Raw genomic sequence first — 22,534 nt, 5'->3', positions numbered from 1 at the left:
TAAGGGAAAGCAGTGTCCGCCGAAAAAAGTGTCCGCCCGCGCGTCGCCGGATCGACCCGGTGGCGCAACCCCGAAGTACCGCTAGGTTTGGACCGAGGGGATGACACCCGATGGAGGTGAGCGTGACCGACATGCTGCCGGAGCAGCACCACGGACTGACGAAGAGTGACCCGCTGTGGTTCAAGCGGGCCGTCTTCTACGAAGTCCTCGTGCGGTCCTTCAAGGACTCGAACGCCGACGGCATCGGCGACCTGCAAGGCCTGACCGAGAAACTCGACTACCTCGAGTGGCTCGGCGTGGATTGTCTGTGGCTACCGCCGTTCTACCCCTCACCTCTGCGTGACGGCGGTTACGACATCTCCGACTACACCGGCGTGATGCCCGAGGTCGGCACGATCGCCGACTTCGCCACGTTCATGGACGCGGCGCACGAGCGCGGGATGCGCGTGATCGTCGACTTCGTGATGAACCACACCTCCGACCAGCACCCCTGGTTCCAGGAGTCCCGCAACAACCCCGACGGCCCGTACGGCGACTTCTACGTCTGGTCGGACACCGACACGGCGTACGCCGACGCCCGGATCATCTTCGTGGACACCGAGGTGTCCAACTGGACCTGGGACCCGGTCCGCCAGCAGTACTTCTGGCACCGGTTCTACTCCAACCAGCCCGACCTGAACTTCGAGAACCCCGCCGTCGGCGACGCGATGATCGAGGCGCTGAAGTTCTGGCTGGACCTCGGCGTCGACGGTTTCCGGCTGGACGCGGTGCCGTACCTGTTCGAGGAGGAGGGCACCAACTGCGAGAACCTGCCCAGGACGCACGAGTTCCTGAAGCGGGTCCGCAAGGAGGTGGACGCGAACTACACCGATCGCGTCATGCTCTGCGAGGCGAACCAGTGGCCGGGTGACGTGGTCGAGTACTTCGGCGACCGCGAGTCCGGTGGCGACGAGTGCCAGATGGCCTTCCACTTCCCGGTGATGCCGCGGATCTTCATGGGAGTACGCCGCGAGTCGCGGTTCCCGATCTCGGAGATCCTGGCCCAGACCCCGCAGATCCCCGACACCTGTCAGTGGGGCATCTTCCTGCGCAACCACGACGAGCTCACGCTCGAGATGGTGACCGACGAAGAGCGCGACTACATGTGGGGCGAGTACGCCCAGGACCCGCGGATGAAGGCCAACATCGGCATCCGCCGCCGGCTCGCGCCGTTGCTCGACAACGACGTGAACCGGATGGAGCTGTTCACCGCGATGCTGCTGTCGCTGCCCGGCTCGCCGATCCTGTACTACGGCGACGAGATCGGCATGGGCGACAACATCTGGCTCGGTGACCGCGACGGTGTCCGGACCCCGATGCAGTGGTCCCCGGACCGCAACGCGTCGTTCTCGACCGCCACGCCGGGCAAGCTCAGCCTGCCGGTGATCATGGATCCGGTCTACGGCTTCCAGGCGGTGAACGTCGAGGCCGAGATGGAGAACGCCTCGTCGCTGCTGCACTGGACCCGGCGGATGATCCAGACCCGCAAGCAGCACCCATGTTTCGGGATGGGTACTTTCACAGACCTAGGCGGTTCCAACCCGAGCGTGCTGTCGTACATCCGGGAGTTCGGTGACGACGTCGTGCTGTGCGTGAACAACCTGTCACGCTTCCCGCAGCCGATCGAGCTGGATCTACGGCAGTGGCAGGGCGTGGAACCGGTCGAGCTGCTCGGCGGGGTGCACTTCCCGACCATCGGTGAGCTGCCGTACCTGCTCACCCTGGGCGCGCACGGTTTCTACTGGTTCCGTCTGCCGGTCAACAAGGCTGCTGATCGTGAGGAGAGCTCTTCGTGACTTCCCATCTGGACCAGGTCCAGTCCTTCTGCACGAATCAGCGATGGTTCGGCGAGAAGGGACATGACGTCCACGTCGATGCGATGGCCACCTCCACCTGGCTGTCCGACGAGGGCGTCTGGCCCGCGGTCCGGATCGGATTCGTCTACTGCGCCGGGCCGCCCGGCGCGGAGAACGCGATCCGGGTTTACCAGCTCCCGCTCAGCTACCACCAGGCACCGGCCGACAACCTCGGCCACGCCCTGATCGGTGACTGGGAGGAGCAGGACCTCGATGACACGAGGGTCTGGGTGTACGACGCGCTGCACGACAAGGAGGCCACGCCGTACTGGCTGGACGCCCTCACCCATGGGCGCCGGCTGGACGGTCTGGAGTTCCACCCGGTGCACGCACCGGAACGCACCGTCGTCGTACCGGACGACGCGCGGTCGCTCGTCCTGACGGTCGAACAGAGCAACACCTCGGTGGTCTTCGGCGACGCGGCGCTGCTGAAGGTGTTCCGCCGGCTCGAGCCCGGGAGCAATCCCGGGGTCGAGATCGAGTCGGCGCTCACCGAGGCCGGCTCGGAGCTGGTCCCGGGCGTGCTCGGCTGGGCGCGCGGTTCCTGGCCCCGCGCCGGTGGTGGCACCGACTCCGGTGATCTGGCGATGATCACGGCGTTCGAGAACAACTCGACCGACGGCTGGTCGTACGCGACCACCTCGGTCCGGGACCTGTACGCCGAAGCCGACCTGCACGCCGAGGAGGTCGGTGGCGACTTCGCGGGTGAGTCGCACCGGCTCGGCGCCGCGACCGCGCAGGTGCATGCCGAGCTGGCCAAGGCTCTCGGCACGGACGTCTGGGAGCCCGCCCAGATGGTCGAGCACGCCGACGCGATGCGCCGCCGGCTCGACAAGGCGATCAAGGCGGTGCCCGAGCTCGGCGAGTTCGGGCCGGGTCTGACGCGTGCGTTCGACGCCCTCGCGGCCACCGGCGTACCGGTGCCGGTGCAGCGGATCCACGGCGACTTCCACCTCGGTCAGGTACTGCGCACGATCGAGGGCTGGAAGCTGATCGACTTCGAGGGTGAGCCGGCCAAGTCGCTGGTGGAGCGGCGTGCGCTGGACACCCCGATCAAGGACATCGCCGGAATGCTCCGGTCGTTCGACTACGCGGCCCGCTCGCTGCTCGCCGATCACCCGGGCGACCAGCAGATCGCCTACCGGGCCGCCGAGTGGGCGAACCGCAACCGTCGCGCGTTCTGCGACGGTTACGCGGAGGTCGCCGGCACCGACCCGCGCGACCAGAACGTGCTGCTGAGCGCCTTCCTGGCCGACAAGGTCATCTACGAGACGCTCTACGAAGCCCGCAACCGGCCCCACTGGTTGCCGATTCCGCTGGCCGCGGCCGCTCAACTGAGCAGCGGACAGTAGCTGCCCGAGAGGCTCGACGCGCGGCACCCGTGTACACGATGGAGATGCGGGTACGGGTGCAGTAGTTGTGGCTTCGATCGGGCAGGATGGGGTGTATGGATTCGAGCAAGAGCGACCAGGTGGGTAAGCCGGACCCGGAGACTGTGAGCGAGCCGCTGCCGGCGGCCGCCGACACTCCGCGGCAGGAGGCCGAGACCACGCACGTCGACGCGTTCGAGCCCGCACAGGGCAGTACTTTCCAGCCGGAACCGGAGCCGGTGGCAGTGCCCGGATCCGTTCTCGGCAAGGCCGTTCCGGTCGAGCGTGGGGTGATCGAGCGGATCGTCGCCGGCACGTACCACGATCCGCACCAGGTGCTCGGGCCGCACCTCGGCGACGGGATGGTGACGTTGCGCGTACTGCGTCCGTTCGCCATCACCGTGACCGCGTTGTTCGACAACGCGAGTGTTGAGCTGGAGCACGAGTTCGGCGGTGTCTGGGTCGGCGTACTCGATGTCGACAAGGTGCCCGACTACCGGCTCGAAGTGACCTACACCGACGGCCCCGCGCTCGAGATCGACGATCCGTACCGCTACCTGCCGTCCCTCGGTGAGATGGATCTGCATCTGATCGGCGAGGGCCGGCACGAGCAGCTGTGGACCGTGCTCGGTGCGCACGTGCGCCACTACGACGGTCCGGGCGGATCCATCACCGGTACGTCGTTCGCCGTCTGGGCGCCGAACGCGCAGGGCATCCGGCTGACCGCCGACTTCAACTTCTGGGACGGCCGCGCGCACCCGATGCGCACGATGGGTTCCTCCGGGGTCTGGGAGCTGTTCGTTCCCGGCGTGGGCCCCGGCACCCGGTACAAGTTCGACATCTGTGGCCGCGACGGTGTCTGGCGGCAAAAGGCCGACCCGATGGCCAACCTGGCCGAGGTGCCGCCGGCCAACGCGTCGGTCGTGCACGAGTCCACCTACGAGTGGCAGGACGCGGCCTGGCTCGAGCACCGCGCCGCCTCGCAGGCCTACGCCGAGCCGATGAGCGTCTACGAAGTGCACCTGGGCTCGTGGCGCAAGGGCAAGTCGTACCGCGAGCTCGCCGACGAACTGGTCGGCTACGTGCGTGAGATGGGCTTCACCCACGTCGAGCTGATGCCGGTGATGGAGCACCCGTTCGGTGGCTCCTGGGGCTACCAGGTCACCTCGTACTTCGCGCCGACCTCGCGGTTCGGTGACCCCGACGACTTCCGCTACCTGGTCGATTCGTTGCACCAGGCAAACATCGGCGTACTGGTCGACTGGGTGCCGGCGCACTTCCCGAAGGACGCCTGGGCGCTGGCCAAGTTCGACGGCACCGCGCTCTACGAGCACCCGGACCCGCGCCGTGGCGAGCAGCCCGACTGGGGCACGCTGGTGTTCGACTTCGGCCGCCCGCAGGTCCGCAACTTCCTGGTCGCGAACGCGGTCTACTGGGCCGAGGAGTTCCACATCGACGGCCTGCGCGTGGACGCCGTCGCCTCGATGCTCTACCTGGACTACTCCCGCGAGGAGGGCCAGTGGGTGCCGAACCAGTACGGCGGCCGCGAGAACCTCGAAGCCGTCTCGTTCCTGCAGGAGATGAACGCGACCCTCTACAAGCGGGTGCCGGGCGTCATCACCGTCGCCGAGGAGTCGACCTCCTGGCCGGGCGTCACCCGCGCGACGCATCTGGGCGGGCTCGGCTTCGGCTTCAAGTGGAACATGGGCTGGATGAACGACTCGCTCAGCTATCTCGAGCACGAGCCGATCTACCGGCAGTACCACCACAGCGAACTGACCTTCTCGATGATGTACGCGTACTCCGAGAACTTCGTGCTGCCGATCTCCCACGACGAGGTCGTGCACGGCAAGGGCTCGCTGCTGCGCAAGATGCCCGGCGACCGGTGGCAGCAGCTCGCCAACGTGCGGGCCTTCCTGGCGATGCAGTGGGCGCACCCGGGCAAGCAACTGCTCTTCATGGGCTGCGAGTTCGGCCAGGAGTCGGAGTGGTCGGAGAAGGGCGAGCTCGACTGGTGGCTGCTGGATCACTCCGACCACCGCGGGCTGCAGCAGCTGGTCAAGGACCTGAACCTGAACTACAAGGACACCAAGGCGCTGTGGGGTAGCGACCACGCGCCGGACAAGTTCTCCTGGATCGACGCCAACGACGCCAGCAACAACGTCTTCTCCTTCGTCCGGTTCGGCGACGAGGGTCAGCCGACGCTGGCCTGTGTCACCAACTTCTCGGCGGTGCCGCACCACGGGTACCGGATCGGTCTGCCGTTCTCCGGTCACTGGCAGGAGCTGGTCAACACCGATGCCGAGGTCTACGGCGGCTCCGGGGTCGGCAACTTCGGCGGCGTCGAGGCCGACGGCCAGGCGTGGCACGGGATGGCGGCCAGCGCGGAGATCTCGGTTCCGCCGCTGAGCACGGTCTGGTTCCGGTACGACGGCTGACAAGTCGAAAGCGGGTGAGCCCGCGTCCGCCCCGACGCACTCTCACCCGCTTTCATAGTGATAGACGTGCAGGGAGCCGAAAAAGTTAGCCTGTCGGCCGAATTTTTTTGAGAAAGTTTTCGGCGATACTCTCCGTCGATCCGGCGGCCACGCTGCGTCGGGATTTCGGCCGTTTCGGACCGCTGGTCGCCCGGTCACCGCGGACGGGTAGCGTTCGCGGAGTGACCGCCGTGCCTGACGTACCCCCTCAGCCGACCCTGACCGATGGCGAACTCACGCTCCGGCCGTGGCGCGACGAGGACATCGACGCCGCCCACCACCTCGCCGATGACGAACTGGCGCGCTGGTTCGGGTTCCCGGGCCTTCCGCCGAGGTCCGGGCTGGTCGAGGCCGTCGAGCGCGGGCGGACGCAGTACGCCGACGACCGCGCGGTGGTGAACTTCGTCATCGAGCTCGCGGGTGAGACCGGCCCGGTCGGGACGATCGAGATCCGCCGGGTGTCACCTGGCGTCGGCCAGGTGTCCTGGACCACCTACAAGCCGTATCGCGGCCGCGGGGTCGCGCAGCGCGCAGTACGGATGCTGACGGTCTACGCCTTCGGCGAGCTGGGGCTGGATCGGCTGCAGGCCGAGGTCGACCCCGACAACCGCGCTTCCGTGCGAGTGGCGATCCGCTCGGGCTTCCGGCGTGAGGGGTTGCTCCGCGGCGGGGCCGTGCTCCAGGGCGAGCGCCGCGACGTGGCCGTCTACGGACTGCGACGGGACGATCCGCGGGCCGACAGTTTGCCCGGGTGGACGGCACTGATGGATTCGGTGCTGCCGAAGAAGCGGGTAATTGCCCACGTGGTGGTCCGCGACACCGAAGGCCGGGTGCTGCTCTGCAAGGTCAGCTACAAGCAGGACTTGGAACTGCCCGGCGGCGTCGTCGAACCGGACGAGGACCCGGCGACCGGCGCCCTGCGCGAACTGCAGGAAGAACTCGGCTTCCAGTTGCCGCTGGCCGGCGTCCTCGCGATCGACTGGCTCCCGCGTTGGCAAGGCTGGGGCGACGCCATCGAGATCCTGTACGACGGCGGCGTCCACGACCCGTCGCTGCTGGAGTCGCTGACCCCCGACGGCTTCGAGATTCTCGGCGTCGCCTGGTACTCCGCCGACGAGCTCGCCGGCCTCGTCTCACCGCTCAACGCCCGTCGGCTACCCGTCGTCCTCGCGGCGCCCGACGCCCTGCACAATCTGCGCGACGGTCACCCGATCACAACGCAGCTCTGATGTCCGCCCGGTTGAGGTTGCCGACGCACCAGGTGTAGTGGCCGTCAGCCGCGGTCGGGCTGTAGATGGTGGCCGTGGCGATGGCGTAGGCGGCTCGGTACAGGTACATGCGGTCGCGGTCGTGGCCGAGCGCCTCGAACCGCTGCACGAGCAGGTCGTCCACCGTGCGTGCCGCTGGGCTGTACATGTCGTAGAAGGCCGCCGCGGTGGAGGCATCGAAGGTGTTGTCGCCGGCGGTGGTGAAGAAGCCCCAGTCGAGCAGCGCGAGCCGAACGTCGTCGTCGACCAGGACGTTGGGCGTGCAGATGTCGCCGTGCACGATCTGTGCCTGTTCGAGCCGGATCGCGGACAACCCGGCGAGCACCTGGGCGAGCAGCTCTTCGAAGTTCTCGACATCGGTCGCGAGATACTCGCACGACTGCACCGCCCGCTGCCGCACCAACTCCGCGAGACGCTCACCCCACTCCCCCGGCGCCGCCGCCTCACCGAGCAGCGGCAACGCCTTCGTCGCCGCACCGGCCCGGGTGCGGCCCAGCGCTTCGACCATCTCCACGAACAGCTCCAGCCCGTCCCGCTCGCTCAACGCACCACTCTCGAGTACGTCGCGCAGCGGCCGACCACCCAGCCGCTTCTCGACGCTGACGGCGTGGCCGTCCAAGCTGTCGACGCGAGTGATCCGCGGAGTCCTGAACGGCAACTCCTGCTCACCGAGCTCGACCAGGAAAGCCTGCAGCGGCGCGATCTCGTCGGCAGCCCGGTCGAACCACAGTTTCCCGACCAGCCCACCACCCAGGTCGTAGACCGCCCCTTCCATCCCCTGCCCGAGCAGTCTCACCGCTCCCGAGGCGTGCCGCTCGAAGTACTCAACCGCCAACTGCAAGGGCTGATCGGCCGGCGAACTCATCTCCCAAGTCAAGCACGAACCCCGTAGATCGAGCGGCGTCACGGGAGGGAGTCGCGGCGGCGGGTGAGAAAGCGGCGTTCGGTTTCGTTGGCGGTCAGGGTGATGGCTTCGTCGTACGCGTGGACGGCTTCGGCGGCGCGGCCGAGGCGGGCCAGCACGTCGGCGCGGGTGGCGGGGAGATAGGCGTAGGACTTCAGCACCTGTTCGTTGCTTAAGGCATCTAGTTCGGCGAGGACGGCCATCAGGTCGGCGCCGGGGACCAGGCTGTGGGCGGCGGCGCGGTTGAGAGCGACGATCGGGGACGGCCAGCTGAGCAGCATCGCGTCGTACATGCGGACGACCTGATGCCAGTCGGTCTGCTCCCACGACGGCGCGGTGACGTGCAGTCCGGCGACCGCGGCTTGCAGGGCGAAGCGGGCCTGTCCTTGGTGCAGTGCGGCGGTGGCCCGCGACACTCCCTCGGCGAGCAGCTTCACGTCCCAGCGCCGGCGGTCCTGGTCAGCGAGCAGCACGAGCTCGCCGTCGCCACTGACCCGGGCGTCGCCGCGCGCTTGGGTCAGCTGCAGCAACGCGAGCAACGCGTTGGGCTCCGGCTCAGCCGGCATCAAGCGCACCAGCAGGTGCGCCAGCTCCAGCGCGCGCCCGGTCAGATCCGCACGAGTCAGCTCCGGCCCGGCCGCCACGTGCCCCGCCGTGTAGACGAGTTGCACCACCGTCAGCACCACGTCCAGCCGCTCGGCCAGCTCGTCGTCGGCCGGTATCCGGTACGGGATACGGGCCGCGGCGATCTTCTTCTTCGCCCGGGTGATCCGCGCCGCGGCCGTCGCCTCGCTGATCAGCAGCCCGGCCGCGACCTCCCGCGTGGTCAGTCCACAGATCAGCCGCAGCGTCAGCGCGATCTGTGAATCCCGCGCGAGCGCCGGGTGGCAGCAGGTGAAGACCAGCCGCAACGGATCGGTCGGCTGCTCCCCGGCGCCTGGTGACGCCGGATCCTCGATCAGCAACGGCAGCTTGCGCCGCAGCGTCGTCTCCCGGCGCAACCGATCGAGTGCCAACCGTCGTGCGACGGTCACCAGCCAGCCCGCCGGATTCGCGGGCGTCTCGTCGGGCCACGTCCGCAACGCCTGCACGAACGCGTCCTGCGCACAGTCCTCGGCCAGATCCAGATCCCGCGTCAGCCGCACGGTCGAGGCCAGCACCGTCGACCAGTGCGCCCGATGCGCCCGCTCGACCAGCCCCGCGACCTCCCGCGCCGTAGCCCCGCCCGCTCCCACTCCATCACCTTCCTCCTCGAGCCACCTTCCTACCAAGTCCCGCGCGGGTGCGCCGTCGCGTGGCCGACGGCGCACCCCGCACCCCGCACCCAGAGCCAGGGGTCAGGGGTCAGGCCGACGGAGCCGCTTCCTCGGACGTGTTCATCACCGGGCGGATCTCCACGTAGCCCGATGGGCAGAGCTTGGCCAGGGCCAGCGCCTGGTCGAGGTCCTTGCACTCGATCAGGTAGAAGCCGCCGAGCGCCTCCTTGGTCTCGATGAACGGGCCGTCGGTGACGATCGGATCGCCGTCGGGTTGCCGCACGGTGCTCGCCGTGGTCGACCGCTCCAGCGCCTCGCCGCCGAGAATCCTCGCGCCCGCCGCCTCGACCGCCTCACCGAAGGCGTTGTGCAGCTGCATCGCCTCCTGCCAGACCTCCGGCGTGACGTTGTCGTACCACTCCTCGCTGTCGAACAGCATGAACATGTACTGCGCCATCTCTGGCTCCCTCGTCTAGGGGTTTCTGGTGGACATCTTGCTGACGAACGACGCCGGACGGAATCGACAACACCAAGGATCGACTTTTCGCCTACTGTTGACCATGTACTCAACAGGAACCCAGGAGGAACCCGTGGTGCACCTGGACGTGCTGATCGTCGGCGCCGGTCTGTCCGGCATCGGCGCCGCCTACCGCCTGCAGACCCAGGCCCCCAGCCACTCGTACGCGATCCTCGAGGGCCGCGAGAACCTCGGCGGCACCTGGGACCTGTTCCGCTACCCCGGCGTGCGGTCCGACAGCGACATGTTCACGCTCGGCTTTCCCTTCCACCCTTGGAAGGCCGCGAAGGCGATCGCCGACGGCCCGTCCATCCTGGACTACCTGCACGAGACAGCGACGACGTACGGGATCGACAAGCACATCCGGTTCAACCAGCAGGTGCTGCGAGCTTCCTGGTCGTCCGAGGACGCACTGTGGACGGTCGAGACGGCCACCGACACCTTCACCTGCTCGTTCCTCTACGCCTGCAGCGGCTACTACAACTACGACAGCGGGCACGTCGTGGACTTCCCGGGCCTCAACGACTTCCAGGGGCAGGTCGTGCATCCCCAGCACTGGCCCGACGATCTCGACTACACCGGCAAACGCGTCGTGGTGATCGGCAGCGGCGCCACCGCCGTCACCCTGGTACCGGCCATGGCTCCCACTGCCGCTCACGTGACGATGCTGCAGCGCTCCCCCAGCTACGTCGCCTCCCGCCCCGCGGCCGACGCCTTCTCGGACAAGCTGCGAGCCGTCCTCCCGGAGCAGTTGGCGCACCACCTCATCCGCGGGAAGAACGTCGCCTTCAGCAGCGCCGTGTACGGCGCCTTCCGCCGCTGGCCGGCTCATGCGGCCTGGCTACTCAACAGCACGGTCGCCAAAGAGCTGCCCGAGTCAGTACCGGCCGACCCCCACTTCACGCCGCGGTACAAGCCATGGGACCAGCGCCTCTGCCTGGTGCCCGACGCAGACCTCTTCCAGTCGCTACGGGACGGTACTGCGTCGGTGGTGACGGACGAGATCGACACCTTCACGCCCACCGGTATCCGGCTGCGCTCCGGCGAGGAACTGCCCGCCGACTTGGTGGTGACGGCCACCGGCCTGCAGATGGTCGCACTGGGCAAGATCGAGGTGGCTGTCGACGGCCGCCGGGTGGATCCGCACGACACCTTCGTCTACAAGGGCATGATGCTGAGCGGCGTACCGAACCTCGCCTGGTGCATCGGCTACACCAACAACTCCTGGACGCTCCGCTCCGACCTGACCTCGCAGTACGTCTGCCGGCTCCTCAACCACCTCGACGCGACCGGCACCGCCATCTGCGTCCCGGAGATCGACCGAGCCGAGTACGACGCTCCGCCGCGGCCTGTGGTCGACCTGTCCTCCGGCTACATCCGCCGGGCGGCCGCGATCCTCCCCCGCCAGGGCTCGTACGGTCCCTGGCGTCTGCGCCAGAACTACCCGCGAGACCTGGTCACCCTGCGGTACGGCCGGCTCGACGACGGCACCATGCGGTTCAAGCCGGCCCGGCAACTGGTCGACGAGACCCGCTAGCTAGCCGCGGGCCGGCGGTGGCCCGACATAGCGAGCCGAAGGGCGGATGATCTTGGCGTCCTCGGACTGCTCCAGGACGTTGGCGGTCCAGCCGATCACCCGGCTGGTCGCGAACGTCGGCGTGAACATGGCCCGCGGAAGGTCGCAGAGCGACATCACCACCCCGGCGTAGAACTCGACGTTGGCGTAGAGGTTGCGGCCGGGCTTGAGCTCGGCGAGCACCTCGACGATGCGTCGCTCGACCGTGGTGGCGAAGTCGGCCAGGTCTCCGCCGAGGGCGAGCGCGAGGTCGCGGAGCATCAGGGAACGAGGGTCCTCGGTGCGGTAGACGGCGTGCCCGAACCCCATGATCCGGTCGCCGGCCGAGACCTTCGCGCGGACCCAGGCGTCGATGCGGTCCGGGGTACCGATCTCGTCGAGGCTCGCGAGGGCCCGGTCGGGAGCGCCCCCGTGGAGCGGGCCGGAGAAAGCACCGATGGCTCCGGCGACCGCCGCCACGACATCGGCGCCGGTCGAGGCGATCACCCGGGCGGTGAAGGTCGAGGCGTTGAAGCCATGGTCGATGGTCGAGATCAGGTAGTGCTCGATCGCGCTCGCCTTGGCCGGCGTCGGCTCCTCGCCGGTGACCAGATAGAGCCAATTCGCGGCGGTGGACAGGTCGGCGCGCGGCTCGAGCGGCTCCAGTCCTTCGCGCAGTCGGTACAGCGCGGCCAGGATCGTCGGCGTGACGGCGCAGACCAGCATCGCGTCGGCCCTGCGCCGGGCCGGATCCGCGTCCCACAGCGGCGGCAGTTCGCGGGCGGCGGCCAGCAGGGACAGCGCAGTACGGAGACCGGCCAGTGGATTGAAGGACGAGCCGGCAGCGGCGATCGCCGGAAGCACAGCCCGTACTTCGGCCGGCAGTGGGCGGAGCGGCGCGATCTCGGCACTGAAGGCAGCACGCTCGGCCGTGCTGGGCAGCCGGCCTTCGTACAGCAGGAACCAGACATCCTCGACCGTCTTCGACTGGGACAGCTCGATCGCCGAGTACTGCCGGTAGTGGTAGAACCCCTCGTCACCTCGGACGTCTCCGAGCTGGGTCTGCGTGACGATGACGTTGCGCAGCCCCGGTGGTACTTCGATCGGACCTTCGACTGTGATGGACATGAAGTTCAGACTTGATCGCCAATCAACTATTGTCAATGTTGATCCAGTCAACATGAGTACAGCGGGGAGCGCGCGATGGCGCAGCAGAGTGACGAGAATTACCTGACCACCGCGGAGGTGGCGCGGCGGCTGAAAGTGAAGCCGGAGACGGTCTACGCCTATGTCAGCCGCGGCCAGCTCACCAGCGTCCGGGCGCGCGGACGGCGAGGCAGCCTGTTCGACGCCGCCCAGGTGGAGCGCCTCGCCGGTCGCAGCGTCGACCATCCGGGCGCGATCGAGCGGATCGAGACGCACCTGTCGCTACTGCGCGACGACGAGCTCTACTACTGCGGTCACTCCGTGCGCGACCTGGTGACGGGACAGACCTTCGAGTCTGTCGCCGAACTGCTCTGGACCGGCGACCTGGCGCCGAGCGAGCCGTTCGCGGCACCACCGGAACTGGTGGAGCTGGCACGCAAGGCAATGGCCGTGGCGCCACCCGGAGCCCGGATGGCCGACCAGCTGCGAATCGCCGTCGCAGTCCTGGGCGCTGCAGACCCACTGCGCTTCGATCTGACCCCCGACTCGATCGTCACCACCTCCCGGCAATTGCTCGGAGCGCTGGTGACCGCGCTGCCGGGGCAGACGGTCGACGGCGGCTTCGCCGCGAGACTCTGGCCGAAGCTGTCAGCCCGGCCAGCGCGGCCACACCTGCTGAACTCCGCCCTAGTGCTGCTCGCCGACCACGGACTCGCCGCATCGACCATCGCAGCACGGGTCGCCGCCAGTGCCCGAGCCAACCTGTACTCCGTCGTGTCGGCCGGCCTCGGCGCCCTCGACGGCCAGTACCACGGCGCCGCGACCACCCTGGCGTACCAGTTCCTCGGCCGTGCCCTGGAGGATCCCGTCAAGGCGCTCTCCGACGAACTGCGCTCGGGCAACTCCGTGCCCGGCTTCGGCCATCGCATCTACCAGCGGCGCGATCCGCGGGCCGAGGTGCTGTTCGGACTACTCGCCGGCGAGCCGGTGATGGACCGGGTCCACGACCTCACCGCGAAGGTGAACGGCTTCCCGAACAGCGACCTCGCGCTGGCGACGTTGATGCAGGCCTACGGCTTCCACCGCGACGCGGGCGAGGCCTTGTTCGCGCTCGCCCGCATCGTCGGCTGGACCGCTCACGCCCTGGAGGAGTACGCCGAGCCCGGGCTGCGGTTCCGTGCCCTGGGCAACTACACCGGCCCGGAGGTCACCTGACCTCATGCTCCCCGTCCTGGCGTGACGTGTACTCCACCACAACAGGAGCGGGCGGTGTCGGAAGCGTCGACCTCACTCCGAACACCGCCCGCTGCGTCCGCATGCGCGGCCTGGTAAGAGGCACGCGGTACGGCGACTCCCTATGGGAGCTCCAGGTGCATCAGAAGAGCGCGGCCATCAGCCGGCGGCGGGCCTTGATCACTCGCTCGTCGTCGGCGCCGACCACCTCGAACAGCTCCAGCAGGTGCAGCCGAACGGTGTTGCGGTCATCGCCGGCGGTCACCTGGATCGTCTTGATCAGGCGCGCGAACGCGTCGTCGACGTGGCCGCCCATCAGGTCCACGTCAGCGACGAGCAGCTGCGCCTCGACGTCCTCGGGGTTGTCCGCGGCCCGCGTGCGCACCTCGGCCGGGACGTCGCGAGTGCGCTTGACCAGCTGGACGCGGGACAGCCCGGCCTTCGCCTCGGCGTCGTTCGGAGTCTCCTTCAGCAACGCCTCGTACGCCGCGATCGCGCCGTCCAGATCACCGGCGGCGACCGCGTCCTCGGCGGCCTCGTAGCGCGGGTCCGGCTCAGGCTCGGCCGGTGCCGCCGCTGCGTCGCCGGCCGGGCCGACCGGGTCCGTGCGACCGGTGATTCCGTTGGCCACGGCAACCGTGAGCAGCTGCTCCAGGTACTGCCGGGCCTCGGCGTCCGAGACCGCACCCTGGAAGAGCGGGACGACCTGACCGCGCAGTACGGCGATCACCAGCGGCACCGTCTGGACGCCGACCGCCTGGGCCAGCTGCGGGTTCGCGTCGATGTCGATCCGGGCCAGCAGGAACTTCCCGGCGTACTCGGTGGAGAGCTGGACCAGGGTCGGGCTGAGGGTCTGCGACTCCGGCGAGCGCGGTGACCAGAACTCGACCACGACGGGAACCTGGAGCGAGCGCTCGATCACGTCGGCCTGGAAGGTCGGCTCGGTCACGTTCAGCACGTAGGCGCCGCCGGCCGAGGCGGCCGGACCACCGGGTGCTCTGCCGGGCCCGCCCGGGGCGCCGGGCGCGCTGCCGGGCCGCGGTGCGGCCGGCTTGCGCAGGGACGACAGATCGATCGCTCCCGGTCGGGAGAAGTTCGGCTGGCTCACCGCTGTCCTCGCATTCCGTGCTGACTGCTTACGTTCATGGGTCCATCCTCCCCGACGGCCCGATACGGTGTGGCGCGCGGGTGGCCAGCAGCAGTCTGGCCAGCCCGCTCCGGGTGCCGGCGACGGCGATCCGGGTGCCCGGCTCCACCGTCTGTTCGTACCAGGCCTGCGAGACAGCGGCCCCCGTCTGCGGAACCGGCAACCAGTCCCACGGGCCGCTGCCGTCGTACCGGGCGAGCACCCGCAGACCGCCTTCTTCGTCCAGTTCACCGAGACGCTTGCCGACCGCAACCGAGTCCCGCTCGACGATGACCTCCGTCAGCAGCAGGACGCGCCGGCCGGCCGGGACGGTCGTCTGACTGCGCCGGTTCGAGACGGCCGCGGCGATGGCGGGCGCGACCAGCATCGACACCGACCGGCTGTGGCCGAGGCCGAGCTGCCGCTCGACCCGCTGGGCCAGGTCGTGGTCGAACATCCGCATCGTGATCCGGGCGTCCGGGTTCAGTTCGTGCGCCACCATCGCGGACTCGAGGTTGGTGATGTCGCCGTCGGTGAGCGCGAGCATCGACTGACACAGCTCGACGCCGGCCGACCGCAGCGTCTCCTCGTTGCTGCTGTCGCCGATGATCACCGGGATCCGCAACCGGTGCGCGGTCTGCACCCCGGGGGCGTCCTCGTCGTGTTCGACCCCGACCACGGCGATCCCGCGCTCGACCATGATCTCGAGCACCCGGGCACCCACCGTCCCGAGGCCGCAGACGATGACGTGGTTCCGAGGTCGCCCTCGGACCCCGCCGATCACCCGCGACAGCCGGGCGCCGATCAGTGAGTCGACGATGACGGCGGTGAGCAGGGCCATCAGCACGATGCCGGTCAGCTGCACCACAACCGCGGCGACCTTGGCGTACGGCTTGGCGTCGGAGAACGTGTCGTCCTCGATCCCGGCCGAGGTGACCGCGCCCGCTGCCAGGTAGAGGGCGCGGAGCCAGTCGATGTGGGCGATCCAGTGCGTCAGCGCCGTACCGACCAGGACCAGGCCGGCCATCACCGCGGCGATGGTCCGGACCCGCCGGTCGAGGATGTCGCGGGTCGCCATCAGCCAGCCGGCCCGGCGGACGTCCTTGGTCCGCCACAGAGAGCCGGCGGTCGCGCGCCGGCGCCGTACGCCGGTGCCGAGCACGATGTCGCCGGCCGGGTCGGCGCTGTCGGCCGGCAGCAGCTCCGGGGTCGCCGACGAGGTGGTGTCGGCCAGCACAGTCAGGTGCGGGTCGCTGATCCGGTCGGCCGGACCGGCGACCATTCGCCGGCCACCGATGTCGACCCAGATCAGCTCGTCGTCCTCCAGCGCGTCGGCCACGAACGCGGGCGCTGCCAGCGACGGCCCGGAGATGACGACGCAGTCGTCGAGCAGCTCGTGCAACTGCCCGCCGAGGCGGGGATTGACCATCTGGATGACGATCCGCAGGCTCGGGTCCATGTCGCGCGCGGTCAGCGCGGTGTGCAGGTTGCGGACGTCGTCGGTGTCCAGCAGGACCAGCGCCCGCGCAGTGGAGGCGGTGCGGTCACCGGCATCGATCCCGGCGCGGCGCAGGACGGACTCGCTCACCACCCGTACGCCGATCACCTGGGCGCCGAGCTCGCCGATCCGCTCGAAGTGCCGCGACGCCGGATTGACGATCGCCGTCACGTGCTCGCCCGAGCTCACCAGCTCGGTGACCACCCGGAGCATCGTCCGGTCGGAACCGCACACGACCACGCCACGGCCGTCGGCCGGCGACGCCGGGCCGCCGCCCTCCTGGGGTTTGCCCCAGCGGCGAGGTGACTCGCCGCCGCGGCCGGGCGCCGTACCGTCGGGGTCTGCCGTTTCCTCAGAAGCGGGCGGGCTCTCGGTACTCGCCCCATTCGATCCGAAGAACGTGACAGATCTCCCCCATCGTGGCCTCCGCACGCGCCGCCTCCAGCATGGGCTCGATCAGACTGCCGGTCCCTCGGGATGCCTCGACCAGCGCCGACAGCGTACGTCGGACCAGGTCCTCGTCGCGTCGCGTCTTGCGCGCCGCCAGCACCCGGCACTGCTCGACCTCCACCTCGTGGCTGACCCGGAGGATCTCCAGCCGGCCGGCCACCGTGTCGGTCTGGGTGTTCACGCCGACGATCTTCTTCTCGCCCTTCTCCAGCTTCTGCTGGTACTCGAAGGCCGCGTCGGCGATCTCGGCCATGAACCAGCCGTCCTCGATCCCGCGCAGGATGCCGCCGGTCATCGTGCCGTCCGGGCTCATCTCCTTGATCCGGGCGAAGATCTCCTCCGCCTCGGCCTCGATCTGGTCGGTCAGCGCCTCGACGTACCAGGAACCACCGAGCGGGTCGGCGACGTTGGTGACACCGATCTCCTCCATCAGCACCGACTGGGTCCGCAGCGCGATCTCGGCCGACTGGTCGGTCGGCAGCGCGAGCGTCTCGTCCAGGGCGTTGGTGTGCAGCGAGTTGGTGCCGCCGAGGACCGCGGCGAGGGCCTCGACCGCCGTCCGGACGACGTTGAGGGTCGGCTGCTGGGCGGTCAGCGATACGCCCGCGGTCTGGGTGTGGAACCGCAGCCACTGGGCCTTGTCGGTCTTCGCGCCGTAGACGTCGCGCATCCAGCGGGCCCAGATCCGGCGGCTGGCGCGGAACTTGGCGATCTCCTCGAAGAAGTCCAGGTGGCTGTCGAAGAAGAACGACAGACCGGAGGCGAACTTGTCGATGTCGAGGCCCCGGCTCAAGCCGAGTTCGACGTACCCGAAGCCGTCGGCGAGCGTGTAGGCAAGCTCCTGCGCGGCCGTCGAACCGGCCTCGCGGATGTGGTAGCCGGAGACGCTCAACGGCTTGTACGCCGGGATGTTGGTGGCGCAGTACTCCATCAGGTCGCCGATCAGGCGCAGGTGCGGCTCCGGCGGGAAGAGCCACTCCTTCTGGGCGATGTACTCCTTGAAGATGTCGGTCTGCAGGGTGCCGTTCAGCTTGGTGATGTCGGCGCCCTGGCGCTCGGCGGCGACCAGGTACATCACGAAGGCCGGCACGGCCGGGCCGGAGATCGTCATCGAGGTGGTGACGTCCTGCAGCGGGATGTCCTTGAACAGCCGGTCCATGTCGGCCGCGCTGTCGATCGCCACGCCACAGTGCCCGACCTCGCCGAGCGACTTCGGGTCGTCGGAGTCGCGGCCCATCAGGGTCGGCATGTCGAAGGCGACCGACAGGCCACCACCGCCGGACTTGAGGATCATCTTGTACCGCGCGTTGGTGTCCTCGGCGTTGCCGAAGCCGGCGAACTGGCGGATCGTCCAGGTGCGGCCGCGGTAGCCGGTGGCGTGCAGGCCGCGGGTGAACGGGAACTCGCCCGGCCAGCCGATCCGCTCCATCCGGGGGTCGTCGTACCCCTCGGGCGGGCCGTAGACCGGCTCGACCTCGGCGCCCGACAGCGTGGTGAAGTCGGCTTCCCGGCGGCGCGACGCGTCGTACCGCTGCTGCCATCGGCGCTGTCCGGCGGCGATCTGCTCCGCGTCCATCAGGCCCTCCTCAGGGTTCGTCTCACCCCAAAGTACTTGGACGTCCTACTAAAGACCACCGGGCGCATAGGTCTTGCACAGGTTCGGCACCGGATCGCCCGGATCAGTCCTCTTCGGGCGCGAAATCGCCCGCGGTCCGGCGCAGTGGCAGCAGGACCGACCAGAGCATCTCGAGCTGCGCGTCGGTGAGACCCCGCAGCGCGAAGTCGGCGGCGACCAGGTCGGCGGTGGCCCGCTCGACCAGTTCGCGGCCCTCGGCGGTGATCTCGCAGAGGATGGCGCGACCGTCGTCGGGGTGCGGCGTACGGGTGACCAGGCCGGCCGTCTCCAGCCGGCGGACGATCGAGGTGACGGACGTCGGGTGCACCTGCAGCCGCTCCCCCATCTTGCCCAGCGGCAGCGAGCCGCGCCGGGAGAAGGTCAGCAGCACGAGCGCCTCGAACCGGGCGAAGGTCAGGCCGTGCTTCCTGAGGATCTCGTCCAGTTCGCCGATCACGATCTGCTGGGCGCGCATCAGCGAGGTGACCGCGCGCATCTGCTCGACGGCACCCCAGCGGCGGCCCCACTGCCGCGATGCCTCGTCGATCGGGTCGAACGGCAACGGTCTCTTCCTCGCCATGGGCGCAACGGTAACCGCTCGGCCCGGTGTGGTCCGGGAAACTGTCGGCGGTTGGTGGCATCCTTCCTCCATGTCTCTGCCGCCCGAACACGCTGCCTTCTACCTCGCCTGCCTCCAGCGGGACGCCGCCCGCCTCGCCGAGGTCGGCCGGCTCGGCCTCCCGGCCGTCGTCCCGAGCTGCCCCGAGTGGACCGTCGAGTCACTGCTCCGACACGTCGCCCAGGTCTATCTGCACAAGATCGAGATCCTCCGGCTGGGAGCCCGCCCCGAGCCGTGGCCGCCCGCCGGGCTCGACGAGCGCGACGCCCTCGAACTGTTCGAGGAGACCCGCACCGCGATCGTCGTCGCGCTGACCGAGGCCGGCACCGACCGGCCGACCTGGACCTTCTCACCGTCGGACCAGACGTCGGGTTTCTGGTTCCGCCGGATGGCACTGGAGACCGTCGTCCACCGAGTCGACGCCGAACTGGCCCATGACGTCGTCACCCCGGTCGACCGCGAACTGGCCCTGGACGGCATCGACGAACTGCTCACCCTGATGCTCGGCGGCCCTTGGTGGGAAGAAGGCGACACCAAGCACCCGGTCGACGCGACCATCCGGATCACCTCCGCCGGCCGCTCCTGGACCACCCGCCTCGACGCGACCAGCGCAACCGTCGTACCAACCGCCGAAGGCGACGTCGACGCCGAGGTCTTCGGCGACCCCGACGAACTCCTCCTCTGGCTCTGGGGCCGCCGCGACCTCAACATGGACCAGTCAGCCGGCGACGACGCCGCAGTACTCGAGTTCCGCGCCCGAGTCGCGGAGTGCACCACCTAACCCCTGCCGACACCCATCAGGTGGTTGGTCATCTCGCGAACTCCGGCCAGGTGACCAGTACGGCGTACCAAGGTGAGGGCCGCTTGGAGTAGTTCGTCATCGGCCGGCAACTGCTCCAGCGCCGAACCCGCCGAGCCTTCGATCGCGTGGAGTTCGACGTCGGTGATGCCGACGGCGTCGAACTCTTCCTGAAGCTCTGCCGCGGTGTGGAAATGCCCGGCCGGAAACCTGCCACCAGGAGCTGGCGTGGCGTGACGACGCGAGCCGCCTCGCGGAGTGCGGTGAGCCGGTCCGCCTTCTCCCGCAGGTGATACAGCGGACCGAACCGCAGCGCGACGTCGAAACTGTTGTCGGCGAAATCGAGCTGCCGGGCGTCGCTGACCTCGGCGATGAAGGTGCCGAGTGTCCTCGTCGAAGACAGCCGAGTAGCAGTGCTGGATCCCGGCGTCGCGCGGGATCTGCGGTTGGCGTACACAACGACAGGCAGTAGTCGCCTTCAACGCACCGCAGAGCCGTCGATCAAGCGTGCGGACGGAGCGGAAGATCGACTACTGCCTGTCGGTGTGTACGGGAAGTACAGCGGGCTAGTCGCGGTCCGGGTCGTCGGTCCAGTTGGCGCGTTCCGAGTTGAAGATCGACTTGCTGGACGTGCCGGCGACGCGGGTGGTGGTCGCGTGCTGGGTGGGGGCCGTCGTGGTGCTGGTGCTCACCTCGGCCGCGGTGTTCATGCCGACCGGGCCGGTACCGTCGTCGTCGGAATCGTCGTCGTCGCCCTGGACGACGTCGACGCTGGCGGAGGCGCGCAGGCCGGTGCGCTGGATGACGCGCTGGATGGTCAGGTCACGGTCGTCGGGACGGCTGACGAACCTGATCTCGCGGAAGCCCTGGTCCTGGGCGGCCGACTCGAAGACGAAGTGGCCGTAGCCGAACATCCGGCCGATCAGCGGCTTCTGCAGGGTGATGTCGAGAATTCGGGCGATCGGGGTGGTCGCGACGGTCTGCGAGAAGACGCCGCGGATCCGCATCACTCGCATGTTCGTCACCACGAACCGGTCGCGATGCTCGGTCAAGAACTTCCAGAACGCGTGGGCCAGCAGCACCAGCACGATCACCAGGACGGCGCCGGCACCCTTCGGCGGCAGCCACAGCATCGCCACCAGCAGCGCGGTGGCCAGGATCACCTCGGCGATCGGCACGGCGAACACCACCCAGTGGTGCCGCACCTCGTCGATGACGACCTCGCCCTCGTCCGAGATCAGATGGCGCCTGACCTTCGGATCGAAGATCCTGAAGAGGCCTAATCCGGCCATCCGCTCACTCCCCTGTCCACCCGCTGTCGGCCCCGTGGCCCATCACCTGAGTACTACAGCCAAGTGTCCCGCACGAAGGCTCGTCACGGGACACTTGGCGGAAGGCTCAGTTGAACAGCGCGGACAGGAACGTGATCACGCTCCCGAACGCATCGCCGACGGCCGAGAACGCACCTCCTACAGCATCTGCGGCGTTCTCGGGCTGTGTGAACAGATAGAACGCCGCAAAGGCGATGACCAGCCAGATCAGCAGCTTCTTCGGCATGTCACCACTCCTCGTTCGCAACCAACTCGGTCGACTGTGTTTGTATCACGGATAGTCACCAACTGTCACTGACTGAACACAGCCCACCGCACAATGCTCACCAGCTTCAAGATCCATTCTGTAACGGATCAGGGGGCACGGCAGCGACCGGCGCGCCGCCCAGGGACGAAGGTAGCCCAAACACCCGGATCCGGGGACTTCCTGCCCGGATTCGGATGTGACAGAGAGTCGCCAAGTGTGTCATCGAGCCGCCCGAGTGATCCTGCTCACCCCGCGCGGAACAGGCTAGAATCAGAGCGCGTCGAGCAGCTCGTCGGCCGCGGCGTACGGGTCGGTGTCGCCGTCGGCGACCTTCGCGGCCAGTACGTCGAGCCGCGCGTCACCGTGCAGGTGGGCGAAGCGGGACCGCAGGGCCGTCATCGCGATCGCCTCGATCTCGTCCCGGGCCCGGCTGCGCCGGCGCTCGGTCAGTACGCCGTTGCCGGTCATCCAGGTCAGCCGGTCCTCGATCGCGGCGACCAACTCGTCGACGCCTTCGTTGCGCGACGCCACCGTCTTGAGGATCGGCGGGGTCCAGGAGTCCGGCCCGCGCTCGGCCAGGGCGAGCATCGCGCGCAGGTCACGGGTGACGTTCTGTACGCCGTCCCGGTCGGCCTTGTTCACCACGTAGATGTCGCCGACTTCCAGGATGCCCGCCTTGGCGGCCTGGATGCCGTCGCCCATCCCGGGCGCGAGCAGGATGATCGTCGTGTCGGCCATCCCCGCGATCTCGACCTCGGACTGCCCGACGCCGACCGTCTCGACCAGAACGACGTCGAAGCCGGCCGCGTCGAGGACCCGCAGCGCCTGCGGGGTGGTCCAGGCAAGGCCGCCCAGATGGCCGCGCGAGGCCATCGACCGGATGAAGACCCCCGCGTCGGTCGCGTGGTCCTGCATCCGCACCCGATCGCCCAGCAGCGCCCCACCGGAGAACGGCGACGACGGATCCACCGCCAGTACGCCGACCCGCTTGCCCGTCGCCCGGTACGCCGTGACGAGGGCCGAGGTGGAGGTCGACTTGCCGACACCCGGCGAGCCGGTGATGCCGATGATGTGCGCCCGGCCGGCATGCGGAGCCAGCGCCGCCATCACTTCGCGTAACAGCGGCGACTCGTCCTCCACCAGCGAGATCAGCCGGGCGACCGCCCGTGAGTCGCCACCCCGGGCGCGTTCGACCAACTCGGCAACCGGTGCAGTCCGTCGGGGCATC

General features: G+C 68.8%; 19 protein-coding genes. 7 read left to right on the top strand and 12 right to left on the bottom strand.

Features of this window, described 5'->3' with window-relative positions:
• Positions 1-110: 110 nt before the first annotated feature.
• The 4 genes from treS to OX958_RS11920 all read left to right on the top strand — a co-directional run bounded on the left by treS (position 111) and on the right by OX958_RS11920 (position 6,971).
• A complete protein-coding gene (gene treS, locus OX958_RS11935) occupies positions 111-1,835 on the top strand; it encodes a maltose alpha-D-glucosyltransferase (protein WP_442913262.1) in 1,725 nt (574 codons plus the stop codon).
• Positions 1,832-3,247 (top strand): maltokinase N-terminal cap-like domain-containing protein, encoded by a 1,416-nt coding sequence (locus OX958_RS11930; RefSeq protein ID WP_270137366.1) that lies wholly within the window; start codon positions 1,832-1,834, stop codon positions 3,245-3,247. The genes treS and OX958_RS11930 overlap by 4 nt, the downstream gene beginning before the upstream one ends.
• Before the next feature lie 95 nt (positions 3,248-3,342).
• A complete protein-coding gene (glgB, locus tag OX958_RS11925) occupies positions 3,343-5,703 on the top strand; it encodes a 1,4-alpha-glucan branching protein GlgB (RefSeq protein WP_442913261.1) in 2,361 nt (786 codons plus the stop codon).
• A gap of 221 nt (positions 5,704-5,924) precedes the next feature.
• Complete coding sequence (locus OX958_RS11920; RefSeq protein ID WP_270137365.1) at positions 5,925-6,971, top strand: NUDIX hydrolase; 1,047 nt, start codon at positions 5,925-5,927, stop codon at positions 6,969-6,971.
• Here the strand turns inward: OX958_RS11920 and OX958_RS11915 are convergent.
• The 3 genes from OX958_RS11915 to OX958_RS11905 all read right to left on the bottom strand — a co-directional run bounded on the left by OX958_RS11915 (position 6,955) and on the right by OX958_RS11905 (position 9,627).
• The gene (locus tag OX958_RS11915; protein WP_270137364.1) at positions 6,955-7,875 is read right to left on the bottom strand and encodes an aminoglycoside phosphotransferase family protein; all 921 of its coding nucleotides are present in this window, start codon (positions 7,873-7,875) and stop codon (positions 6,955-6,957) included. The two genes, OX958_RS11920 and OX958_RS11915, sit on opposite strands and share 17 nt — an antisense overlap.
• A gap of 38 nt (positions 7,876-7,913) precedes the next feature.
• Positions 7,914-9,149, bottom strand: a complete 1,236-nt coding sequence (locus OX958_RS11910) for an RNA polymerase sigma factor (RefSeq protein WP_270137363.1) — start codon at positions 9,147-9,149, stop codon at positions 7,914-7,916.
• A gap of 109 nt (positions 9,150-9,258) precedes the next feature.
• Positions 9,259-9,627 carry a YciI family protein gene (locus OX958_RS11905; protein WP_270137362.1) on the bottom strand — a complete coding sequence of 123 codons (369 nt, stop codon included), beginning with the start codon at positions 9,625-9,627 and terminating at the stop codon, positions 9,259-9,261.
• Positions 9,628-9,730: 103 nt separating this feature from the next.
• On the opposite strand from OX958_RS11905, the gene OX958_RS11900 reads away from it, so the two are divergent.
• Complete coding sequence (locus OX958_RS11900; protein WP_270137361.1) at positions 9,731-11,224, top strand: flavin-containing monooxygenase; 1,494 nt, start codon at positions 9,731-9,733, stop codon at positions 11,222-11,224.
• On the opposite strand, the gene OX958_RS11895 is transcribed toward OX958_RS11900, so the two are convergent.
• Positions 11,225-12,370: a citrate/2-methylcitrate synthase gene (locus OX958_RS11895; protein WP_270137360.1), complete on the bottom strand. Its 1,146-nt coding sequence runs from the start codon at positions 12,368-12,370 to the stop codon at positions 11,225-11,227.
• 75 nt (positions 12,371-12,445) lie between these two features.
• Here OX958_RS11895 and OX958_RS11890 point away from each other — a divergent pair, with 75 nt between their 5' ends.
• On the top strand, positions 12,446-13,603 hold the full coding sequence (locus OX958_RS11890; RefSeq protein WP_270137359.1) for a citrate synthase: 1,158 nt from the start codon (positions 12,446-12,448) through the stop codon (positions 13,601-13,603).
• Positions 13,604-13,763: 160 nt separating this feature from the next.
• Here OX958_RS11890 and OX958_RS11885 read toward each other — a convergent pair whose 3' ends face one another.
• From OX958_RS11885 to OX958_RS11870, 4 genes are all read right to left on the bottom strand, one after another.
• A complete protein-coding gene (locus tag OX958_RS11885; RefSeq protein WP_270137358.1) occupies positions 13,764-14,729 on the bottom strand; it encodes a tetratricopeptide repeat protein in 966 nt (321 codons plus the stop codon).
• Positions 14,730-14,763: 34 nt separating this feature from the next.
• On the bottom strand, positions 14,764-16,479 hold the full coding sequence (locus OX958_RS11880; protein ID WP_270137357.1) for an NAD-binding protein: 1,716 nt from the start codon (positions 16,477-16,479) through the stop codon (positions 14,764-14,766).
• A gap of 118 nt (positions 16,480-16,597) precedes the next feature.
• Positions 16,598-18,271, bottom strand: a complete 1,674-nt coding sequence (locus OX958_RS11875) for an acyl-CoA mutase large subunit family protein (protein ID WP_270137356.1) — start codon at positions 18,269-18,271, stop codon at positions 16,598-16,600.
• Positions 18,272-18,374: 103 nt separating this feature from the next.
• A complete protein-coding gene (locus OX958_RS11870; RefSeq protein ID WP_270137355.1) occupies positions 18,375-18,890 on the bottom strand; it encodes a MarR family winged helix-turn-helix transcriptional regulator in 516 nt (171 codons plus the stop codon).
• A gap of 70 nt (positions 18,891-18,960) precedes the next feature.
• On the opposite strand from OX958_RS11870, the gene OX958_RS11865 reads away from it, so the two are divergent.
• Positions 18,961-19,710 (top strand): maleylpyruvate isomerase family mycothiol-dependent enzyme, encoded by a 750-nt coding sequence (locus OX958_RS11865; protein ID WP_270137354.1) that lies wholly within the window; start codon positions 18,961-18,963, stop codon positions 19,708-19,710.
• A gap of 28 nt (positions 19,711-19,738) precedes the next feature.
• Here the strand turns inward: OX958_RS11865 and OX958_RS11860 are convergent, their stop codons facing one another.
• From OX958_RS11860 to meaB, 4 genes are all read right to left on the bottom strand, one after another.
• Complete coding sequence (locus tag OX958_RS11860) at positions 19,739-20,185, bottom strand: methyltransferase domain-containing protein (protein ID WP_270137353.1); 447 nt, start codon at positions 20,183-20,185, stop codon at positions 19,739-19,741.
• A 109-nt stretch (positions 20,186-20,294) separates the two neighbouring features.
• Entirely contained in the window at positions 20,295-21,020 is a 726-nt protein-coding gene (locus OX958_RS11855) for a PH domain-containing protein (RefSeq protein ID WP_270137351.1), read from the bottom strand.
• Positions 21,021-21,126: 106 nt separating this feature from the next.
• Complete coding sequence (locus OX958_RS11850) at positions 21,127-21,285, bottom strand: hypothetical protein (RefSeq protein ID WP_203590655.1); 159 nt, start codon at positions 21,283-21,285, stop codon at positions 21,127-21,129.
• A gap of 291 nt (positions 21,286-21,576) precedes the next feature.
• The gene (gene meaB, locus OX958_RS11845) at positions 21,577-22,533 is read right to left on the bottom strand and encodes a methylmalonyl Co-A mutase-associated GTPase MeaB (RefSeq protein WP_270137350.1); all 957 of its coding nucleotides are present in this window, start codon (positions 22,531-22,533) and stop codon (positions 21,577-21,579) included.
• Between the last annotated feature and the right edge of the window lies 1 nt (position 22,534).

Origin of the sequence: Kribbella sp. CA-293567, assembly GCF_027627575.1 — a bacterium.
GTDB lineage: Bacteria > Actinomycetota > Actinomycetes > Propionibacteriales > Kribbellaceae > Kribbella.
This window is presented reverse-complemented; position numbering and strand designations above follow the sequence as displayed.

Excerpts from the sequence above, each read along its gene's own strand:
- OX958_RS11890 (WP_270137359.1), top strand. The coding sequence starts at position 12,446 with ATGGCGCAGCAGAGTGACGAGAATTACCTGACCACCGCGGAGGTGGCG.
- OX958_RS11895 (WP_270137360.1), bottom strand. The coding sequence starts at position 12,370 with ATGTCCATCACAGTCGAAGGTCCGATCGAAGTACCACCGGGGCTGCGC.
- OX958_RS11900 (WP_270137361.1), top strand. The coding sequence starts at position 9,731 with ATGTACTCAACAGGAACCCAGGAGGAACCCGTGGTGCACCTGGACGTG.
- glgB (WP_442913261.1), top strand. The coding sequence starts at position 3,343 with ATGGATTCGAGCAAGAGCGACCAGGTGGGTAAGCCGGACCCGGAGACT.
- OX958_RS11875 (WP_270137356.1), bottom strand. The coding sequence starts at position 18,271 with ATGGACGCGGAGCAGATCGCCGCCGGACAGCGCCGATGGCAGCAGCGG.
- OX958_RS11905 (WP_270137362.1), bottom strand. The coding sequence starts at position 9,627 with ATGGCGCAGTACATGTTCATGCTGTTCGACAGCGAGGAGTGGTACGAC.
- treS (WP_442913262.1), top strand. The coding sequence starts at position 111 with ATGGAGGTGAGCGTGACCGACATGCTGCCGGAGCAGCACCACGGACTG.
- OX958_RS11865 (WP_270137354.1), top strand. The coding sequence starts at position 18,961 with ATGTCTCTGCCGCCCGAACACGCTGCCTTCTACCTCGCCTGCCTCCAG.
- OX958_RS11850 (WP_203590655.1), bottom strand. The coding sequence starts at position 21,285 with ATGCCGAAGAAGCTGCTGATCTGGCTGGTCATCGCCTTTGCGGCGTTC.
- OX958_RS11870 (WP_270137355.1), bottom strand. The coding sequence starts at position 18,890 with ATGGCGAGGAAGAGACCGTTGCCGTTCGACCCGATCGACGAGGCATCG.
- OX958_RS11915 (WP_270137364.1), bottom strand. The coding sequence starts at position 7,875 with ATGAGTTCGCCGGCCGATCAGCCCTTGCAGTTGGCGGTTGAGTACTTC.
- meaB (WP_270137350.1), bottom strand. The coding sequence starts at position 22,533 with ATGCCCCGACGGACTGCACCGGTTGCCGAGTTGGTCGAACGCGCCCGG.
- OX958_RS11855 (WP_270137351.1), bottom strand. The coding sequence starts at position 21,020 with ATGGCCGGATTAGGCCTCTTCAGGATCTTCGATCCGAAGGTCAGGCGC.